This window comes from Tunturibacter empetritectus, from assembly GCF_040358985.1.
GTDB classification, from domain to species: Bacteria; Acidobacteriota; Terriglobia; order Terriglobales; family Acidobacteriaceae; genus Edaphobacter; species Edaphobacter empetritectus.
Genome location: NZ_CP132932.1, coordinates 1,746,003 through 1,764,438 on the forward strand (window position 1 = coordinate 1,746,003; position 18,436 = coordinate 1,764,438).

At 56.1% G+C, this 18,436-nt stretch carries 19 protein-coding genes; 12 read left to right on the forward strand and 7 right to left on the reverse strand.

The genetic code is table 11. The features are described 5' to 3' along the window. Window positions 1–10: 10 nt before the first annotated feature. From RBB75_RS07305 to RBB75_RS07320, 4 genes are all read right to left on the reverse strand, one after another. Window positions 11–787, reverse strand: a complete 777-nt coding sequence (locus RBB75_RS07305; RefSeq protein ID WP_353070026.1) for a hypothetical protein — start codon at window positions 785–787, stop codon at window positions 11–13. Between the two features lie 141 nt (window positions 788–928). Then, window positions 929–1,741, reverse strand: a complete 813-nt coding sequence (locus RBB75_RS07310) for a YsnF/AvaK domain-containing protein (RefSeq protein WP_353070027.1) — start codon at window positions 1,739–1,741, stop codon at window positions 929–931. Then, a complete protein-coding gene (locus tag RBB75_RS07315; protein WP_179640219.1) occupies window positions 1,738–2,223 on the reverse strand; it encodes a YsnF/AvaK domain-containing protein in 486 nt (161 codons plus the stop codon). Before RBB75_RS07315 ends, RBB75_RS07310 begins: the two co-directional genes overlap by 4 nt. A gap of 44 nt (window positions 2,224–2,267) precedes the next feature. Continuing rightward, window positions 2,268–3,485, reverse strand: coding sequence for an OmpA family protein (locus tag RBB75_RS07320; RefSeq protein ID WP_353070028.1), 1,218 nt, complete (start codon window positions 3,483–3,485; stop codon window positions 2,268–2,270). A gap of 261 nt (window positions 3,486–3,746) precedes the next feature. On the opposite strand from RBB75_RS07320, the gene coaBC reads away from it, so the two are divergent. The 5 genes from coaBC to rsfS all read left to right on the forward strand — a co-directional run bounded on the left by coaBC (window position 3,747) and on the right by rsfS (window position 8,623). After that, window positions 3,747–5,018 (forward strand): bifunctional phosphopantothenoylcysteine decarboxylase/phosphopantothenate--cysteine ligase CoaBC, encoded by a 1,272-nt coding sequence (gene coaBC / locus RBB75_RS07325; protein ID WP_353070029.1) that lies wholly within the window; start codon window positions 3,747–3,749, stop codon window positions 5,016–5,018. Between the two features lie 109 nt (window positions 5,019–5,127). Continuing rightward, a complete protein-coding gene (locus RBB75_RS07330) occupies window positions 5,128–5,757 on the forward strand; it encodes a hypothetical protein (protein ID WP_179640221.1) in 630 nt (209 codons plus the stop codon). Window positions 5,758–5,784: 27 nt separating this feature from the next. Then, complete coding sequence (gene nadD, locus RBB75_RS07335) at window positions 5,785–6,384, forward strand: nicotinate-nucleotide adenylyltransferase (RefSeq protein ID WP_353070030.1); 600 nt, start codon at window positions 5,785–5,787, stop codon at window positions 6,382–6,384. Between the two features lie 161 nt (window positions 6,385–6,545). Beyond that, window positions 6,546–7,937: a class I SAM-dependent methyltransferase gene (locus tag RBB75_RS07340; protein WP_353070031.1), complete on the forward strand. Its 1,392-nt coding sequence runs from the start codon at window positions 6,546–6,548 to the stop codon at window positions 7,935–7,937. Window positions 7,938–8,053: 116 nt separating this feature from the next. After that, window positions 8,054–8,623, forward strand: coding sequence for a ribosome silencing factor (gene rsfS, locus RBB75_RS07345; RefSeq protein WP_179640224.1), 570 nt, complete (start codon window positions 8,054–8,056; stop codon window positions 8,621–8,623). Between the two features lie 147 nt (window positions 8,624–8,770). Here rsfS and RBB75_RS07350 read toward each other — a convergent pair whose 3' ends face one another. Beyond that, window positions 8,771–12,355, reverse strand: a complete 3,585-nt coding sequence (locus tag RBB75_RS07350; protein WP_179640225.1) for a TonB-dependent receptor — start codon at window positions 12,353–12,355, stop codon at window positions 8,771–8,773. 483 nt (window positions 12,356–12,838) lie between these two features. Between RBB75_RS07350 and RBB75_RS07355 the strand changes: the two genes are divergently transcribed. Next, window positions 12,839–13,294: a 23S rRNA (pseudouridine(1915)-N(3))-methyltransferase RlmH gene (locus RBB75_RS07355; protein ID WP_353070032.1), complete on the forward strand. Its 456-nt coding sequence runs from the start codon at window positions 12,839–12,841 to the stop codon at window positions 13,292–13,294. Between the two features lie 166 nt (window positions 13,295–13,460). Here the strand turns inward: RBB75_RS07355 and RBB75_RS07360 are convergent, their stop codons facing one another. Continuing rightward, window positions 13,461–13,703 carry a hypothetical protein gene (locus tag RBB75_RS07360; protein ID WP_179640226.1) on the reverse strand — a complete coding sequence of 81 codons (243 nt, stop codon included), beginning with the start codon at window positions 13,701–13,703 and terminating at the stop codon, window positions 13,461–13,463. Between the two features lie 318 nt (window positions 13,704–14,021). Here RBB75_RS07360 and RBB75_RS07365 point away from each other — a divergent pair, with 318 nt between their 5' ends. The 6 genes from RBB75_RS07365 to RBB75_RS07390 all read left to right on the forward strand — a co-directional run bounded on the left by RBB75_RS07365 (window position 14,022) and on the right by RBB75_RS07390 (window position 17,963). Further along, window positions 14,022–14,189 carry a hypothetical protein gene (locus RBB75_RS07365; RefSeq protein WP_179640227.1) on the forward strand — a complete coding sequence of 56 codons (168 nt, stop codon included), beginning with the start codon at window positions 14,022–14,024 and terminating at the stop codon, window positions 14,187–14,189. Window positions 14,190–14,219: 30 nt separating this feature from the next. Next, entirely contained in the window at window positions 14,220–14,996 is a 777-nt protein-coding gene (locus RBB75_RS07370; RefSeq protein ID WP_179640228.1) for a hypothetical protein, read from the forward strand. A gap of 149 nt (window positions 14,997–15,145) precedes the next feature. Beyond that, window positions 15,146–15,532 carry a hypothetical protein gene (locus tag RBB75_RS07375; protein ID WP_257031276.1) on the forward strand — a complete coding sequence of 129 codons (387 nt, stop codon included), beginning with the start codon at window positions 15,146–15,148 and terminating at the stop codon, window positions 15,530–15,532. 82 nt (window positions 15,533–15,614) lie between these two features. Then, window positions 15,615–16,454 carry an acetyl-CoA carboxylase, carboxyltransferase subunit beta gene (accD, locus tag RBB75_RS07380; RefSeq protein WP_179640229.1) on the forward strand — a complete coding sequence of 280 codons (840 nt, stop codon included), beginning with the start codon at window positions 15,615–15,617 and terminating at the stop codon, window positions 16,452–16,454. 18 nt (window positions 16,455–16,472) lie between these two features. After that, entirely contained in the window at window positions 16,473–17,330 is an 858-nt protein-coding gene (locus RBB75_RS07385) for a class I SAM-dependent methyltransferase (RefSeq protein ID WP_179640230.1), read from the forward strand. Between the two features lie 66 nt (window positions 17,331–17,396). After that, the gene (locus RBB75_RS07390; protein WP_353070033.1) at window positions 17,397–17,963 is read left to right on the forward strand and encodes a DNA-3-methyladenine glycosylase I; all 567 of its coding nucleotides are present in this window, start codon (window positions 17,397–17,399) and stop codon (window positions 17,961–17,963) included. Window positions 17,964–17,981: 18 nt separating this feature from the next. On the opposite strand, the gene RBB75_RS07395 is transcribed toward RBB75_RS07390, so the two are convergent. After that, window positions 17,982–18,380 carry a DUF302 domain-containing protein gene (locus tag RBB75_RS07395; RefSeq protein ID WP_179640232.1) on the reverse strand — a complete coding sequence of 133 codons (399 nt, stop codon included), beginning with the start codon at window positions 18,378–18,380 and terminating at the stop codon, window positions 17,982–17,984. Window positions 18,381–18,436 lie beyond the last annotated feature (56 nt).

Consider the following 18,436-nt stretch of genomic DNA (forward strand, 5'->3'; position numbering starts at 1 on the left):
TGCGTAGGGATCACTTCGGCTGCGAGACCATAATCTGCTGGTAGACACGCTCGAGCGGCTCCGGGGTAACGCTGACACGTCCGCGATAAGGATTGTCGAGCGAGACTACGAGATAGATAAGCAGCCCGATGAGGGCTGAAAACATGACCGTCATCCACAAGTGCATCTTGAAACTTGCCGTGTGAAAGAACCATGTGGTCGCGATGCTGAGGACCGCTCCCGTTATAACGACAAGCCAGAGGGGTCCCGGTAGCTCGGCGGTGACACTGTTCAAACGTGCGCGACGGCTTTCGGTGAGGTCGTTGAAGGCGCGGTAGGCTTCCGCCGCAATAATCTTCTGTCTTTCGGTGGTGGGCTCAAAGGACATAAAGTCTCTCTGAAAATCCGAGAGGGCGCCACTGGCATTGTTGGGTACGATACCTCGCTGCTGCATGGGCCAGCCTACGTCGATGACCTGCCGGGTGTAGGTACGCAGATCGTTCTGCAAGGCCGAGCGCACAGGCTCAGGGTAGGCGCCGATGTCGCGGTAGAGGGCGCCTACGGCGATGGCTTCGTGGTCTACTCTGTTTTCGACTTCGGAGTAGGTCTCCCAAGTTCCAACGGCGACAAGACCGAGGGTGATGCCGTAGAAGACGGTGACTGCGGCGAGGTAGAAGCCAACGATGTCGTTGTGGGAGTGGTCGATCAGGTGAAGGCGACGGACCAGGGGCCGGGTGAGATAGAGTCCGGCTAAACCAACGACGGTGAAGACGCCGACGATTAGCGTTCCGAGAAGCCAGTTGGACAAGTCGTAAATCCAATGAAGATCCACGGCTGCCTCTCCCGGGACGAAGTCTGAGATTCAAGTGCAAAGAAGGTAGCTTCCCGGCACAACCGAAGGAAGATAACCTCTCCTGCGGTTGTGCCCGGATGCAGTCTATCTTTACTGCTATTTCTTGTTAGCTGGTACACGTTCGACTTCGACCTGTTGACGACGAACTGTGTCATGTACGGTTTCGACGTGATCGGAACCGGTCTTGCCGACAACTACTTCTTCAGCGATGCGAGAGGACTTGGAGACGACGGCCTCCTCTGCGGTTTCGAGCACTTCGATCGTTGAATCGGACCAGTCGATATCCTTGACGTAGTTAGGATCTGAAACGGCGCGGCGTACGACTTCGGCATGCTCTTCGTGCAAGGTCACGTTCTCTTCGACCGGCTTCTCGGTGACAAAGCGGCGAATGCGCGTGGTGCCCTGCTCGACGAGCCGCTTGCCTACTTCGAGATGTTCTTCGGCGAGACGGAGGACCTGATCTTTTCCGAGATCGGAGGTTACGGGTCTTGCTGGCAGAGCAGCCGCAGTGGCGACGGCAGCAGCGGCCGGAGCAGCGATGGTTGCCGCGGATTCCTTGGAGATAACGCCAGTGTCGACGGCACGATCTTTTACGTCAACCAGGTTGTGCTGGTTGAGGATGGCCATCGCCTTGGGCACGTCTTCTTTTGCGGCGCGGAGGGTGAGGACGACTCCGCCGGATTCGACGGCTTTCGCGTAGACGGTCGCTTCATGCTGTTCGATGTCGCCACCGAAGAGGCGGTGCCAGAGGCCTGGTTCGCGCAAGGCGGTATCGCTCGTGGGGAGATCTTTTCCGCTGACGATGCTGATCTCGTCATCATGAAAACCTGCGTGCTGGAGGTTGGTCTCGGCTGCCTGCGCATGATCTGCAGTATCGAATAGAGTGACGATCTTCTCGTAGGTGCTCATCGGTATTCCTTTCTGGGTTCGGCTGCATTGGATTGAGCCCCCGCTTCAGGGACTGCAGGTTGTTCTATGGGGAGGCGAGTGACCTGGGCTTCCTGCCTCCGCAATGTGACTGATTCCTGATACCGCTCTGTTTTTCTAATCCGTCGAATGTGCACTTCTTCTTTGAGTACCAAGTGCCGTTCCACTTTGAGGACTTCTTCAACGACGGGGATGATGGTGACATCGCCTTCCTGACGTATGGAGGGCATGACCTCGACTTGTCGGTCGATGGGGACGTGTTCGACCTCAACTTTTTCCTGCTGCAGGAGCTCATCAACCAGTTGCTGGTGGGTATGAGTGACGCGGGAGACGCGCACGCGCGCGGTTTCGACGACACGCTTGGCGACGGAGAGCTCTTCTTCAAAGACCGGGATGACAGTTTCGCGGTCGACTCTTGTGACTGCGGTGTCGACCGCGTCCGAGTGATCAAGGGACGGATTCATGATGAAGAACCTCGAAGCAAAGCGTTGGGTTGGGGAGATGGTTGCTACTTAGCCGTGACCAACATGGAGATGCGGCGGTTGAGGGCTCGACCTTCCGCGGTGGAGTTGTCAGCTACTGGGTGCTCGTCGCCGTATCCTTTGGCGACCAGTCTGTTTCGGGCGATGCCCATCGTCTCCAGTTGAGTGACGACGCTGTTGCCGCGATCCTGAGAGAGCTTCAGGTTCTGCGCGGCGTTACCGGTGTTGTCGGTGTAGCCGCCAATAGTGAGATGGACAGCAGGGTAGGCTTTGAGGATGGCGGCGATATTGTTGAGTTGGTCAGTGGACTGGGGCTGCAGGGAAGCAGAACCAGTGTCGAAGAGGAGACGGTCGAAGTCGAACCAGGAAGTTTTGTCAGGAGTGCGGGCTGGGTCTTTAATGAAGGCGAGGAGTTTGCCCTCAACGCCGCGCTCGGGGATGCGAAGGGTGGTGGAGTCGGGCAGGGCGGCGTCAACCAAAGTGCCAAGGTCGGTGCCGGTGGAAGAGGTGATCGTGGCTGGGGCTGGAGTGGGTACGGCGGGAACGGTTGTCTCGGGTTGGGTGGCGACTGTGGGCTGGTGCGAGCGATACCACCAGAAGCCCAGCACGAGTGCGAGCGCCAAGAGGCCGAGGAGCCAGGGCAGAATGGAGCGACGCTCTTCGACCTGCACCGACTGAGCTACGACCGGATTGACGTCGACCTTATGCGTGGAGACGGGGACAGGCTGGCGGTGGAAACCTTCCGGGAGTAGGCCTTTCAATGCATCACTTTCGCGTGCGAGGAGACCTGGGAGAGTACTCAGGCTAACGCTGCCGTCGCGAACCTTGCTGCCGATGAAACCAAGCGCGGTCTGTGCGCCGATTGCCAGAAGACTGGAGGCCGCCGCGGAACGCAGGCCCGTCTGGCTGCCAAGCGCCTCTGTAATGGAGCTTAGCCTGCCACCGAAGATCGTCGAGAGGAACTGGGAGCTTCCTGTGAGGAAGGGAGAGGCGGGGTTGGTGAGGGAGCCGTTAGAGAGCGCAGAGCTGACGGCGTTCTCCGGGGTTGCCGAAGCCAGCTTCAAGACCTGGTTGAGAAAGCCCTGATCGCCCGCTTTCTGCGTAAGACCGCTGACGACAGTGGCTATGGAAGACTGAATGCCATCGAGGACATTTGTTTCCGAGGCCCCGAAGTGGCTAGCAATGCTTTGAATTGACTGAGCGGGGAGGGCAGCGGAGAGGGTTGCGAGCGAGGAATTCTGCACGGGGTGTTGCCTCCTGGGGATGGAAAAGCATGGTCCGTCGTTCCTGTTTCGAGGCTAGCCTATGCCCCTTCTCTCCGATGACGCAAGCATGTGCGAATAATTTTTACAATAGATTTTTAGCTGCATGAATTACTTGTTTGATACTCCCTGCTCGGTTTGCACCAGACTTGGGGCGCTAATTGGTGTAAAAGCGGGGGGAGGCGTTCAAGGGGAGTGGGCGCTTGTGAGACCATTTCGCTAAGTAACAACGTAAAGGATGCGATGAACGCGGGGCGGATAAAAGTTACGGTCGGGGTTTGTGGTGGGATTGCGGCTTACAAGTCGGTGGAGCTGGTACGTCTGCTGCAGGATGCCGGATATGACCCGCATGTGGTGATGACGTCTGCGGCAGAGGAGTTTGTGCGGCCGCTGACCTTTGCGGCGATCTCCGGGCATAAAGTGATTACTTCTCTATGGGGCGAGGAGGCAGGGACGGGGTCGGCTGAGAACGATGAGCCGGTGGAACACAGCAGCGTGGAGCATATTCAGGCGGCGCAATCGACGCGTTTGCTGGTGGTAGCTCCGGCGACGGCGAATATGCTGGCGAAGTTTGCGCATGGACTGGCAGATGACTTTCTTTCCACGATGTACCTGGCGACGACGGCTCCGGTGATCGTTGCTCCGGCGATGAACGTCAATATGTGGGAGCACCCGGCGGTGCAGGCGAATGTGGCTACGCTGCGAGCGCGTGGAGTGAAAGTGATTGAGCCGGGGAGCGGGTATCTGGCCTGCGGGATGGTTGGAGGCGGAAGGCTGGCGGAGCCGACGGAGATTGTCGCGGCGATTGTGGAGACATTGGCTGAGGGCACCGAGGGCGCGGTGGGTCAGGGCCGGGACTTCACCGGTGAGACAGTGTTGGTGACCGCAGGGGGAACGCGAGAGGCGATCGATCCGGTGCGGTTTATCGGGAACCGTTCGAGCGGGCGGATGGGTTACGCAGTCGCAACGGCGGCAAGGAGACGTGGCGCGAAGGTGATGTTGATCAGTGCCCCGACCGGACTGCCTTGTCCTGTGGGAGTTGAGGTAGAGCATGTGGTAACCGTGGAGGATATGCGGGCGGCTGTGATGGCTCGGCTCAATGAGATGACGGTAGTGGTGATGGCGGCGGCAGTAAGTGACTACCGGGTGAAAGATGTCGCGGGTCAGAAGATGAAGCGTGAGGGGGCGCAGGCGGTCTCGCTGGAGCTGGCTGGAACTGTGGATATTTTGCGCGAGGTCGTCGGGCGGCGGCGGGACGGAACGCTGGTGGTAGGGTTTGCGGCCGAAACCGAGAATGCCGTGGCGAATGGACGCGCCAAGCTGGAGCGCAAGGGCGTGGATGCGGTGGTGGTCAACGATGTCTCGAAGGATGGAATCGGGTTCGATTCTGAGCAGAATGCGGGCAGCTTTCTGACCAAGGACGGCACGGTTGAGTTTCCGGTGATGAGTAAGACGGAGATGGCGGAGCGAATTCTGGACGAGGTACTAAAGCTGCGGATTGGGGCTGCACAATGAGGGATCTGTCTCCGTGGAGTGTTCCTTCCTTCCGAAGAGGATCCCTCGCGGGGTACAATTCGCGGACTCCCGTGCACCGGGGACGCGCGAACTAGTAAACTAACGGCACATGAGTTTCCGTAAAGCGTTCCTCCTTCTTGCCGCCCTTGCCCTTGTCAGTGTCTCCTCCGCTCACGCGCAATTCGGCGTTTACGGGATGTTCACCGTAGATCGGCTGAGCAATATTAAGTCTTCGCCTCTACCCGCGCCCACGACGACCGGACCGAACGCACGGACCGACACAGCTGATCCTCTAGGCGGCACAGGCGGTATCTACTACGATTTCAAGAAGCTCGGACCTATCACGCTTGGGGCTGATCTGCGCGGCAGCATCCTAACCACCAAGCGAGGCGCCAATGTCAGTTTTAACGATAATGGGACGCGCATTTACTCCGTCTTGGGCGGAGTTCGTGCTGCCATTCATACTCCTAAGAATTGGCTAAAACCTTACGTTCAAGGTTCGGTAGGACTTGGTCGAAGCGATTATGGTCTCTCGTATACAACATCCACTGGCCAAAACATTCTTTACAACAACTTCGAATATGAGGGACTGGCTGGGCTGGATCTCAAGCTGCTGCCGATCATGGATTGGAGAGTTGCCGAGTTCGGGTACGGAGGGTTGGATCCTTTTGGGAATTACAGCCACAACTACCCGATCAAACAGGTCAGCATGGGGTTTGTCTTTCATCTTCCGTTCTAAGAGCGCGGGCTCACGAGAGAATAGTGCATGCGCTTAGCTCTCTTTGGTGGAAGCTTCGACCCTCCGCATCATGGACATCTTGCCATCGCGACCGCAGCTGCAGATGAGTTTGCGCTGGATAGCGTTTTTTTTGCTCCTGCTGGGCGTCAACCTTTGAAGCTTGATGGCACGGTGACTTCATTCGAAGACAGGCTCGCGATGGTGAAGCTTGCGTGTCTTGAGGACGCTCGATTTGCGGCCTCTGCGCTCGATGCGCCTCGATCCGACGGCGCACCGAACTACACCGTGGAGACTCTGAGCGGGTTGGCACGGAGAATGCCAGCAGCCACACTCTTCAATCTAGTGGGAGCGGACAGCTTCCTCGGCCTGCCGCGATGGCACGAACCCAAACGTCTGCTGGAGCTCGCCGAGTGGATCGTGGTGAGCCGGCCGGGGTTTCCGATCCAGGATCTTTCTTCGTTGGGGCTCGATGTGCATCAGCAGAGCCGCGTTCATCTGCTCGATACCGTACAAGACGATACTGCAGCCACTGACCTTCGCGAACGGCTGGAAGCGGGTGATCCTTGTGTCGACCTGATTGCGCCGGGTGTTCTGAATTACATACAGAGCCACCATCTTTATCGATAGGCAGACCCATTCTGAGCCTTGGTTTTCGTCACCGCGAAACTTTGTTTTGCTCGAAACTTTCTGGAATTGAAGTGTGTCTGTACAAGTATTGCACCTTATCAAGGATCCTTTTCGCTAGTTAACCGGCCGCTTTTGTGCGTGCAGCAGAATCGTAACTTTCTATGGCTGAGCTTTTGTCACCTCCCTCACTCCCCACGTTTCGCGATCCGGCGGGCAGCATCGAAGTTCGTCCCGATGGAGCTTACCGGAGCGTGCGAGCTCCTTTCGACGCGGAGATTCTTACGTTCCTGGCGACTCCGCTCGCTACGGATTTAGTTGCGCAGGGACGGCTTGTGGCTAGCGAGGTAGTGTCATCCCCTGACGCTGAGATGCTGGTGCTACGCCATCCGCGCATCTCGTTCCAGTCCTACCCATGGGAGTGGAGTCCAAGAATGTGGCTTGCTGCGGCAGAACTTACTCTGACTCTGTGCAGTGATCTGGTCGAACAGGGCTGGCAGCTGAAGGACGCAACGCCATTAAATGTGCTGTTCCAGGGAGCGCGACCGGTCTTTGTCGACGTGCTTTCGATCGAACGCAGAGAGCCGCATCAGCCGATCTGGCTGGCGTACGGCCAGTTCGTCCGAACGTTTCTGTTGCCAATGCTGGCCTACTCCCGGCTGGGGTGGCCTCTACGAACCTCGCTAACCCGTCGCGATGGATATGAACCGGAGGAGGTCTACCCGGCACTTTCGCTTGCTTCGCGGCTGCGGCGGCCTGCCCTCTCGACCGTGACGCTACCGTCGCTGCTCGCGAAGACGAAGAAGGGTAGGACAGGCAAGGGGACGCCGCAATCCGTGAGAGATCCCGACCTTGCGAAACAGATTCTGCTAAAGACTATAAGGACGCTGCTGGAAGACATGCGGCATGTGACGCCGTCCCACCGCTTGTCGACTTGGTCGCACTACGCTGAGACGGCAAGCCACTACAGCGAGGAAGACCATGCCGGCAAGCGCAGATTTGTGAGCGATGCACTGGGGAGTGCGCGCCCTGCGAAGGTGCTCGATGTGGGCGGCAACACCGGGGTGTATTCGAATCTGGCCGCGGATGCCGGTGCCGAGGTGGTCTCGATCGACACGGACCTGCAGGCGATCGATCGTCTGTATTCTGGCCTGAAGGGGACCGGAAAAAATATCCTTCCGTTGTGCGTCGATCTTGCTCACCCCAGCCCGGCTACTGGATGGGAGAACCGGGAGAGTGTTTCCTTCCTGAGCCGTTGTGCAGGCCACTTCGACACGGTGATCATGCTCGCCGTACTGCACCATCTGCTGCTGCACAATCAGATTCCGATGGACCGCATCGCCGAACTCTGCAGCGAGCTGACGACGCAACACCTGATTGTGGAATGGGTGCCCGCGACGGATCCGAAGTTTCGTGAGCTTTTGCGCGGGCGCGATGTACTTTACCGACACATTACCGAAACGGCATTTCGCGAGGCCTTCGGGAGGCACTTCACGGTCTCAGAGGAGTTGACGCTGGCAAATAGGCGCATCTTGTTTCACCTTCAGAAACGATAGGGCATGGGAGCGATCAGAGAATCTTGGTGCGTGGAGATGAAGTTGCCAGTTTCCGTGCGCTTTAGACGCTGGCTTCCGAGGCCGCAACCCGCTACCATGGAACTCCAAGGAGTCTCATGCCCTCAATTGAAAGCAATCAGCTGCTGCTTGCTGCCGCTGCCGCCTGCGAAGACAAGAAAGCTGAAGATATCCGCATCCTCGCGCTGGATCCAGCCGAGAGCGGCCTGACCGATTACTTCCTGATCTGCAACGGAACCAACGACCGACAGAACGTGGCCATCACCGATGAGATTGAGTTGCGCCTGAAGCGCGAGTTTGGGGTTTATCCCAACTCTGTCGAAGGACGCCGCCAGGGCGAATGGATTTTGATGGACTATGTCGATTTCATCGTCCATGTTTTCTCTGCGGAGAAGCGCGCATTTTATGGATTGGAACGGCTTCGTAAGTCAGCGACCACAATCAGTGTGGCGGATCTTGATGCCGAAGTAAGCTCCCGAATCAAGGAGAGTCGCTTGAAGAAATCACAGACGAAAACTCCAGCTAAGCAAGCGGTTAAGAAAAATACTGCGAAGACAGCCATAACAACTACCGCGAAAAAGTCGATTGTCAAGAAAGCCGCATCGAAAAAGACCGCAGCCAAGGTTGCGTCAAAGAAGACTCTTCCGAAGAAGACCTCAAAGAAATAGGCCCCTTGCGGCGTGCCTGGAATGTTAGTTGATTTGTTGTGAGCTTTATTCGTGAGATGAGGCGTCTTCGATTGAGTTGCACGACCAAAGACAGAGAAAGGCGGAGAGCCAAAGCTCTCCGCCTTTCTTTTGGTTATGCAGCCAAGGTTAGAAGTTCAGCTTGAGCTGGAACTGAGTACTACGTGAGGCGCCCTGATCGAATGTTCCCGAACCGCGCTGATCGCGATTTGCGCTAAGCGTTGCAAAGTCGTTGATGCCAGACAGATAACCACTGTCATTATTGACGGGGCCACCTGTACTTGTTGTGTTCTCCAGAATCCCCGCGCTGGTGGTACCGGTTGAGTAGTTGGAGAAGTTCGCAATATTGAAGAAAGAGATAGCCGGTTCAAGGCTAAGACCTTCACGCAATTTAGTCAGACGAATCGGGTAAGAGAAGCTGGCATCGAGTGTACGTAAGGCTGGATTGCTGAGTGCCCTGGTCTGCGGGAGAGTGCCGAGGGGCTGAATCGTGCCGCCCAACGCACTGAGTTGACCAGGGGTGAAGAGCCCAGCTGTGACGAGGGCATTACCAGCCGGAGTGAGTTTTCCTGCCTGGGTTGCGTTGAAGTTGTTGATGTATTTGCCAAGGTTTGTTGGCTTGACGCTGTGCATGTAGGCACCGGGAAGGGTTCCAGGAGCCAGATCGCCGATGGTACCATCGCCCGTGATATCGGAAAGGAAGATACCGGCTGTAGGAGACTGCTGATCGAGTGTCAGAGTGGTTGGGTATGCTGAGGCGAAGTGACCGACAAGACTGACCATCGGACCATGCTTGACCGTAAACGCACCGCCCATTGAGAGCTGGTTGGAGCGGTCGAGCCCAGCGCGGCCGATGTAGGCGTTAGGATTGTCGTTATCGTAGGAGAGACCGCTGAAGAACTGGTCGCCTGTCGAGTTGTTGGAGCTGCTGACAATCTGCGAGAGGTTATACGACACCTGCAGGTTCATGTTTTCGATGCCAGGGGCGGGGTGGGCTGTGATTTGTTTGTAGACGATCTGTAAGGCATCGTATCCAGAGCGGCCGATTGGAATAATAAAGTTGCCGTTTCCAAGAGCAGGGTTGGCACCAGGAAAGGCAGCTCCGGTAGACGGGGTCAGAGAGCCGTTGCCGACGTAGGAGGCTGGGAAGCCACCGAGATACTGATTGCCGGAATCCAATCCACTCGAAGCAAAGTCGGTGATGAGAGCTCCTGCGGCGATGGCGCAAGTGATTGCGGAGGAAGAGTAGCCTCCAGCGCAGCCGAAATTGGCAGTAGTGGTAGCGATGGCGTTTTGCGCCGCCGCTGTGTTGAGATATCGGGCAGCACCGACGTGGTTTTGATCGACCTGTTGACCGATCTTCAAGGTCGAGTTGTGGATGTAGTCGACGGATACGATCGCGCCCCTGGAGAGGGCCCGCTGGAAGCCGGCGTTCCATTGTTCAGAGTACGGCGTCCGGTAGGGGGCCCCGTAGATGTTGTTGACGCTTAAGGTATTTCCAACGTAGTTCGAGTTAGAGGAGAGGGGATTGGTCCTGGCGGCTGCCTGATACTCCTGTTCAAGAGTAATGAAAGCCGGGCCCGATACAGAGAGAGGAGCCTTGCAAAGACTTTGGATCGAGACCCCATTCACGGATGTGACTGAGGTGCCATCTGCAAATGGGACGGCGTAGACACCAGTGCTGCAATACGGGTTGTAGACATTGAAAGCACCAGTCTGCAGGAGATTGGTACGAGCGTTCGAGGTGTTATTGAAGACGTCGCCCTCGTAGAAGATACCGAATCCAGCATGAACGACTGTGTTGTGGCTGACGCTGTAGTTGAATCCGATCTGAGGCCCGAAGTTCCCATAGGGCTGGTGAACGTTCTTGCCGTATGCCGGATTGAATTGGGCGAAGATAGCAGACGTACCTGAGCACGCAGGGGTGACTTGCGTGGGATCAATCGTGTTGCAGAGTGGGGTAGCGAGATCCTGGTTGGCGCGGCCAGTATCAACACTCCAGCGAACACCAGCCGTAAGTGTAAAGGTTGGGGTCACCTTCCAGCTGTCGGAGAAGTATGCTCCCTCACGCCAGTCGGCCACGCCGCCGCCGGTGAGTCCAAACCCAGGAGTCTCGGTACCTGATCCTTGCCCGTTGCCGAGATAGAGCGTGTTTACGTGGTAGCCCTTGATGGGATCGTCGGGGCAGGGGGCAGCGCCCGCAATGCCGTTGCAATTCGCAAGAAGGGTAGCGGTTGACTCCGAGCCGCGAGGCCCAACGCCGAAGAAGGAGGCAAACCCACCACCTTGAATCCTGTTGAGGCTGTATCCGTACTTGAAGCTGTGCTTATTCTTTGTCCAAGTACCGTCGTAGCGAAGCTGCTTATCGGAGAGGAAGGTCTGCTGAGGAGCGTTGTCGTTAGGACCGGAATAAAGTTTCTGAGCAAGGTTATAGAAGGCAAACCCAGGTATGCCGTTATAGATGCTTGTATCGCCCGTAGTCTTGTCGACGATCAAATTGTGGAACTTTTCATAGCTTCCACGGAACGAATGGGTGAAATGACCGTTCTGAAAGTCGGCACCAAACGCATAACCAGGAGTGTTGTCCCGATTCGCATAGATCCAGTAGCCATTTCCGAAGTTCGACGAGACGGAATCGACATCGTAGTTCACACGAGCGAAGTAATGACCTCCCAACGGGCCGTTGTAGTCGACGCGCGCGGTGGAGTACGTGAGACGGTACGGCGATGGGATGGTTGGGTAAGCATCGAAGATGGCCGAGAAGAGTCCGGCGGCGTTCACAGGGGAGACCGAGGAAGAATCCTGCTTGATTCGCTCAATGTTGGCGAAGAAGAACAACTTGTCCTTGAGGATGGGCCCGCCTACGCTTCCACCGAACTGATTGCGCTGAAACGGAGGGTCCTGGCCGTCCTGAGCGCGGGCAAATAGAGCGCGGTGATCCTGAAAGTCGTAAAAGAGTTCGCCGTGGAAGGCGTTGGTTCCGGAGTTGGTCGAGACGAGAACCTGACCGGTTGAGGTTACTTCGCCGGATACGTCCTGTGTCGAGCGATTGAGCTGGAACTCGCTGATGGCACCCTGGGAGACGTTGAACATGGTGGTTCCGACGTACTCGTCGGTGATGTCCTGGCCATCGAGGAGGATACGTGTTGTACGACCGGAGACGCCACCCACCGAGATTGCGGAGTAGCCTGCTTTGGTCGGGTCGAACGATTCACCGCTTTGAAGGATGACGCCAGGCTCGATTTGGGCGAGGTCGAGGAAGTTACGCCCATTGACGGGTAAGCTCTTGATCTGCTCTGACGTAATTACGTCGCTGACGCCAACCTGGTCGGTGTTGACCTGGAGGGCGCCTGCATTGACTTCTACTGTCTCCGACGATTTTCCGAGGGTGAGCTTGAAGTTTCCATTGGTCACAGTTCCGGTACGAACCACGGTGTTTACCAAGAGGTTTTCAAAACCCGGAGCGGAGATAGAAACGGAGTAAGAACCTGGGTTGAGTGGACCGACAGCGTAGATACCGGCGGAATCTGCCTTGACGGATTTTACCGAGCCCTGGTCAACACTTGTAACCCTAATGATGGCACCGGAGACGACCGCACCCGATGGGTCGGTTACTGTTCCCTGAATCGAGCCACCATTCACAGAAATGGCTTGACCAAGACTCATGGTTGCCAGGGCCACCAGCACAAAAACAAATCCCAATAACCGTTTCATTCAGATTCCCCTTTTTTTCAAAACTCGCTGCATACCTCTAGCGCGTTAGCCAATCGAAATCAGAGATAGGTTTCCGGTCATCTTTGTGACCCCGCCTGAATCTGAAGAACTAGTTGGTTGCTATGAGAAGTAATGGAGCAATTTTCTGGCCAAATGAAAATTTGGCCCTGAATGTAATCTTTTGGCCGTATTTCCCGTCTAGCAAAGAACGGAAACGCCTTGAGACGATAAATATCTACTGAAAATCAAATATGGTTGCAACTGGGCAAGATTTAGTGCTGATGCCGCTCTCTTATGAGAGTGACTGCCATCGCTGAATTCCTTGCGTAAATCGGGCGATTGTCTAAGTAAATTTCGTTTGAAAATATGGAAAGTCGATAATATGAAAATTAGTACATTTTGGCTCCTATATTCAGATTGTGGTGAACGCGATTTGCGATGCGATTTATGGGCTGCCGCAAAACTCTTCGAAATATGAGATTGATGAACATGAAGACTACCCTCGCAGCGGTGTTATCAAGGCGATCGCTCCCCGAAGCCGGAGGACGTTGGTTCGATGACTACCTCAACCGCATCGTTCGATATACGCCCTGCGACTCGCAGACATTTGAATCGGAAAAAGCATTGATAGGATGGCTGGAACAGCACCAAGGTCGAACTCGTGCCTATAGGATTTTGCTTGATAGTCGAGGGCAGGAGTTTAGCTCGGAGGAGTTTGCTGGCCGGATCGGGCGGCTTCGCGATGAGGGAACGCAGCGGTTGGTGTTTGCAATTGGGCCGGCGGACGGCTGGTCACCAGAGGCGCGGCAGCGAGCAGATCTGCTTCTATCTCTAGGGCGCATGACCTTACCCCATCAGTTGGCGCGAGTTGTGCTGGCAGAGCAGGTCTACCGCGCCTTCACCATCCTGGCTGGCCACCCTTATCACTCAGGGCACTGAACATTTGTTGGTTCTCGCCAGTCGCTGTTTATCGACTTGGCGTGTCGACAGACACAGTTACAGTTGCATCTGGCGGGATGGTCGATGGTCGCCCTGCCCCTCAGCTGAGGTGAGCTTGCAGGGTCAGAAGATCTGCTCTTTAAAGGTAAGAGTTGCGAGCACACTTCTACTCGTCGATTCGCGCGTCTTTGGCCTTGCGGGGCTTGGAGGCTGTGGTTTCGGCTAGGCATCTCTCGGAGACGCGCTGAGGATTTGCACATTTTCCGGCTGCTGCGCGGGTAAACGCACGATAAAGACGGTCTACGTCGACTTGCCCCTTGCGTCCCTGTGCCTCAAGGGCGGAGTGCATGGCCGATAACAGCTCCGGCCTCAGTTCATGGAAGATCCTGTCGATATAGATGTACGGCAATTGACCCTCCGCGGCCCCTGACACACGATACACGGGGCCCTGCATGATGGTGCGCGAGCAGGTAGGTGTCCGGCATGTGTTGCCACTGCCTCACTTGGGACGGCCACTGCTCTCAGAGTACCGTCTGGAGTCGCCACTACAGACTCTCCGACTCTTGTTCGTTCAGGCCGGAGATGGTCGTAATCGAGAACGACTTTATCGTCCATCCCACAATAGATGGTTCTTTTGTGTAGGTTTAGCGCATGTTTTTTCTTAATTAGAAAGCATACATGGCCTAGGCTGATGCAAGCGCACATTTGCGCACAAGGAGCCTTCCCCATGAATAAGTCAATCCGCAATCTCGCGCTCACCGCCGCTATCCTCTTCTCCACCGCTGCTCCCATGTTTGCGAACATCTCGGGCGGAAATCCCCATCCGCAGGTAGCTTCTGTTGCTCTTTCTCTTGGCGATTACGCAAGTATCGTCATCTCCGTCTTCGGGCTGTAAGATCGTTCCGAATACGCCTGCGAGGCAGGAATGAATTTTACGGCTCTGGACAACCTGATTTGGGCGGCGAACTTTATCGGCTTCGCCGCCCTGCTATTCGTGTTGCTGTTTCGCCAGCGATGGAGCCAGTTTCCTATTTTTACCTGCTTCGTTGGTTATTCGACCTTCGTTGCCATTGGGCTTTTCCTGATTTCGCGTTACAGCACAGCGAAGGTCTACGGGATTACGTATTGGATTACCGGTGGAGGCGACGTACTCTTTCAACTCGGTCTGATCTTCGAGATCGCCCGTGTTGTTTTGCGCCCGACCGGGACATGGGTTCGCGACGCGCGCTCTTCGTTTGTCTTTGCCGGGGTGGCTGGCACAGCCCTTGCTGTTGGGCTTTGTCTTGCAATAAAGACGCCTCCGGGCTCGACGGCGGGGATTTGGGAGATTCGAGGAGACCTTTTCACTGCCTTGCTCGACTGTGAGCTTTTTCTGGCTATGCTATTTGCTTCGAATAGGTTAGGGCTGGAGTGGCGCAACCACGTGATGGCCCTTGCGCAGGGATTGACGCTTTGGGCGTTCGGTTCCGCTGTCAGTGATCTGGCCAGTATCTTTCTGGGTTGGACTCAACAGTATAGAGTTGTTCAGCTTTTCCCCTCTTTCCTCTACATTGCCGTCTTACTGTATTGGGCTGTCGCCTTCTGGAGGCCGGAGCGCGTCCGTGCACCCCTCTCGAACGAAATGAAAGATTATCTCGTTGCGCTTCACAGCAGAGTGCAGTACGATCTTCAGCAGGTCACTCGGACGCGCGACCACACGTAACCCATATGGCACCCATAGTCATCACCGCACTGGTTACTGTTTTATTGGGCTGCGCCCTTCTCCATTCTTATTTGACGGCAAGGCGTCTGGCTCGCTGTACGTGGGATGAGCTTGTGGCCAAGCTGCATCCGATTGAGTCAAAAGGTTTGATGACAGTGGCATTGAATCACCTTGTGCCACAGAAGGATGCTCTTGAGCTGGAACCGGCCGAGATGTGGAGTTTGATGGGTGGCTTAGAAGGGGTACAGCGGATGCGCGAAAACGGCCGAATCCTGGTCGCGCTCGCCTCCTACGTCGAACGTTGGAACTTCGATGAAGGCATCATCATCGCCGAGCGGATGCGCCGCGATGGATTGCAGCTGCGTCGCGCAGTCACACAGATTATGCTGGCGACCTTTTTGGGAAGGCAACAGATGCGGATTCCCTTCTATCTGCACGAAGTGGCCTCTTCGTACTACCTGATGCGGCAGAGGCTGCTGATTTTGTATGAGACCAATCATGCCGGTCTCTACTCTCGTCTTGCCGAAGCGCTCTAACCTCCAGCTCAACCACCAACGCACCGAGCAGACTGTTCAGTCGTTACAATGAACAGGGCGACGGTCGAAAGGGCATGCAAGGATGAGTTGGTTCAAGCGCGAAGATAACGAGATCGTCAACGACTCGGAGAAGACAGTTCGGACCGAGGGGCTGTGGATCCGTTGTTCCGACTGCGGCAAAATTCTATTCAAGGCTGAGCTCGAAGCCAACCAGCAGGTGTGCTGGCACTGCGGTCATCACTTTCGCATTGACGCTCGGACGCGCATTGAGAATCTGCTGGAGCCGGGGTATGAACTCGTTGACCTGGAACTTCGCTCGACCGATCCGTTGAACTTTACCGATCTGAAACCCTACAAGAGGCGGCTTGCGGAGGCGCAGGCGAAGACAGGGTTGAATGACGCGATCGTCAATGCAGTTGGACAACTGGGGCCGCATAGCGTTGTCCTGAGCGTAATGGAGTACGCCTTTATCGGCGGGAGCATGGGCGCTGTTGTCGGTGAGACGATTGCACGGGCGGTGGACCGCTCGCTTGCAACGCGACATCCGCTGATAATTGTTGCGGCCTCCGGCGGTGCGCGCATGATGGAGGGCATTGCTTCGCTGATGCAACTGGCGAAGATCTCTGCGGGTCTGGCACGCATGGATGATGCGAAGATTCCTTATATCTCGGTGATGACCGATCCGACTACGGGTGGCGTTACGGCTAGCTTCGCGATGCTAGGCGATCTGAATATTGCAGAGCCTGGGGCGTTGATCGGCTTCGCGGGTCCTCGCGTGATTGAACAGACGATTCGGCAGAAGCTGCCCGAAGGCTTTCAGCGCTCCGAGTTTCTCCTGGAGCATGGGTTCCTTGATGCGATCGTTCCGCGCAAAGAGATGAAAGAGTACCTCTCGCAGACCTTGAGTTGGATGGGCGCTTAGGGGCGGTTAGCGGATTGTATGCAATCGGCGAGTCCATCACGCACGGCACTTCGCGTAGCCTTGCGACGCGCGGCGCACCAACTCTACGATGCGAAGCCACTTGTCTTCGAAGACCCAGTTGCTGTTCCGATCCTCGGCGACTTCTATGCGGAGGAGTTGCGCAGGACTCCGACTCGCAATCCTGATCGAAAGGATCGGCCGTTCTCGGTTAGCCTGCGGGCTTTCCTGGTTGCGCGTAGTCGCTACGCCGAAGACATTCTTGCCCGGGCCGTTTCGCAGGGTGTCAGGCAGTATGTTTTGCTGGGGGCGGGGCTCGATACGTTTGCCCATCGCAATCCCTATCCTCAACTTCGCGTCTTCGAAGTAGACCACCCGGCTACGCAGCAGTGGAAGCGCGAGCTTCTGGAAAATACTGCGCTCTCTGCGCCAGCGAATCTTACTTATGTGCCAGTGAACTTCGAAGAGGAATCTCTCCTCGTTCAGCTACAGGCCGGCGGATTCAACACGCAGGCGCCAACTGTGTTCGCTTGGCTTGGGGTGGTCCCATACCTTACGCTTGAGGCCTTCCGCGCTACCACCAAATTCCTCGCATCGCAGGCTTTGGGCAGTGCGCTGATTCTTGATTACGGTCAACCACGGTCCGCGCTTCCATTCTTCGAACAACTGGCTCATGACTCGCTCGCTTCGCGGGTTCAACAGGCCGGAGAGCCATTCAAACTCTTCTTCACTCCGCCTGAGATCGCTGCTGAACTAAGCACGTTCCGCAATCTTGAAGACCTTGAGTCTGCTGAGATTAATACCCGCTACTTTACTGGACGATCCGACTCGCTGAAGGTGCTTGGGAGCGCGGGGCGTTTGCTCAGTGCATGGCTTTGATGTCCACTGGCGTGCCAGCCATCGTAGGATCGTAGGATTGAATAGTTATCAGGAGATGGCTGCCGAATGACCAAGACGAAGAAGGCTGTTCACCGGTGTGCATGGGCAGACAACGATCCACTGATGCGCGCGTATCACGACGAAGAGTGGGGCGTGCCGGAGCGCGACAGTCGCGTGCTGTGGGAGGCGCTGATGCTCGATGGCTTTCAGGCAGGACTGTCCTGGATCACAGTCCTACGGAAGCGCGAGGCTTTTCGCAAAGCATTTCGGAACTTCGATCCGGAGAAGGTTGCTCGTATGGGTGAAGCCAATGTTGAGCGCCTGCTGCAGAATGCAGACATTATTCGTTCACGCGCCAAGATTGAAGCGACCATCAATGGCGCACGGATTTACATGGGTATGGCCGACGCGGGAGAGGACTTGTCAACTTTCGTTTGGAAGATGGCTGGCAATAAGCCGATCAAAAATACAGGGGCTGTTCCCGCGAAGACTCCACTGTCTGAAGAGATCTCTGCAGCACTGAAGAAGCGTGGCTTCAAGTTTGTAGGCCCTGTGATTGTGTATGCGTGGATGCAGGCTGTCGGCATCGTGAATGACCACAGCCCGGATTGCTTTCGGCGTAAGGTCGTCTGATAGGTGTAGCGCGCGAGCCTATTGCGCGGCTTTGGCGGCAAGCAACCCTGCTGCGGCGAGGTTCGCGGTAAACTCCGCTGGGAAGCCGTGTCGTTGCTCGAGCCACACGGGGTCGTTCCAGGAGAGCAAGACCTTACCGTCGGCTCCTTCGGCGACAAGAATTTTTAGCGGGAGATCAAGGGCTGCACTGGGTGCGGCAAGCATGACAGGAGTGCCAGACTTCGGGCTTCCGAAGATCAACAGCTTGGTTGGATGCATCTCGAAGCCTGCTGCGGACGCCTCGCCGGAGTGATCCACGATCGCAAAGAGCTTGACTCCCTTTTCTTTGAGAAGAGCTTCGAGACGGGAGACTGTTTCGTCAACAGAGTAGCGGCTGGTGCAGGATTTTATCCCTTCGTGTGTCTGCTGATCGGTCATAAATCAACCCTCCCAAGTTGAGTGTTGGCCCACTCAACGAAGATACCCCCTATGAG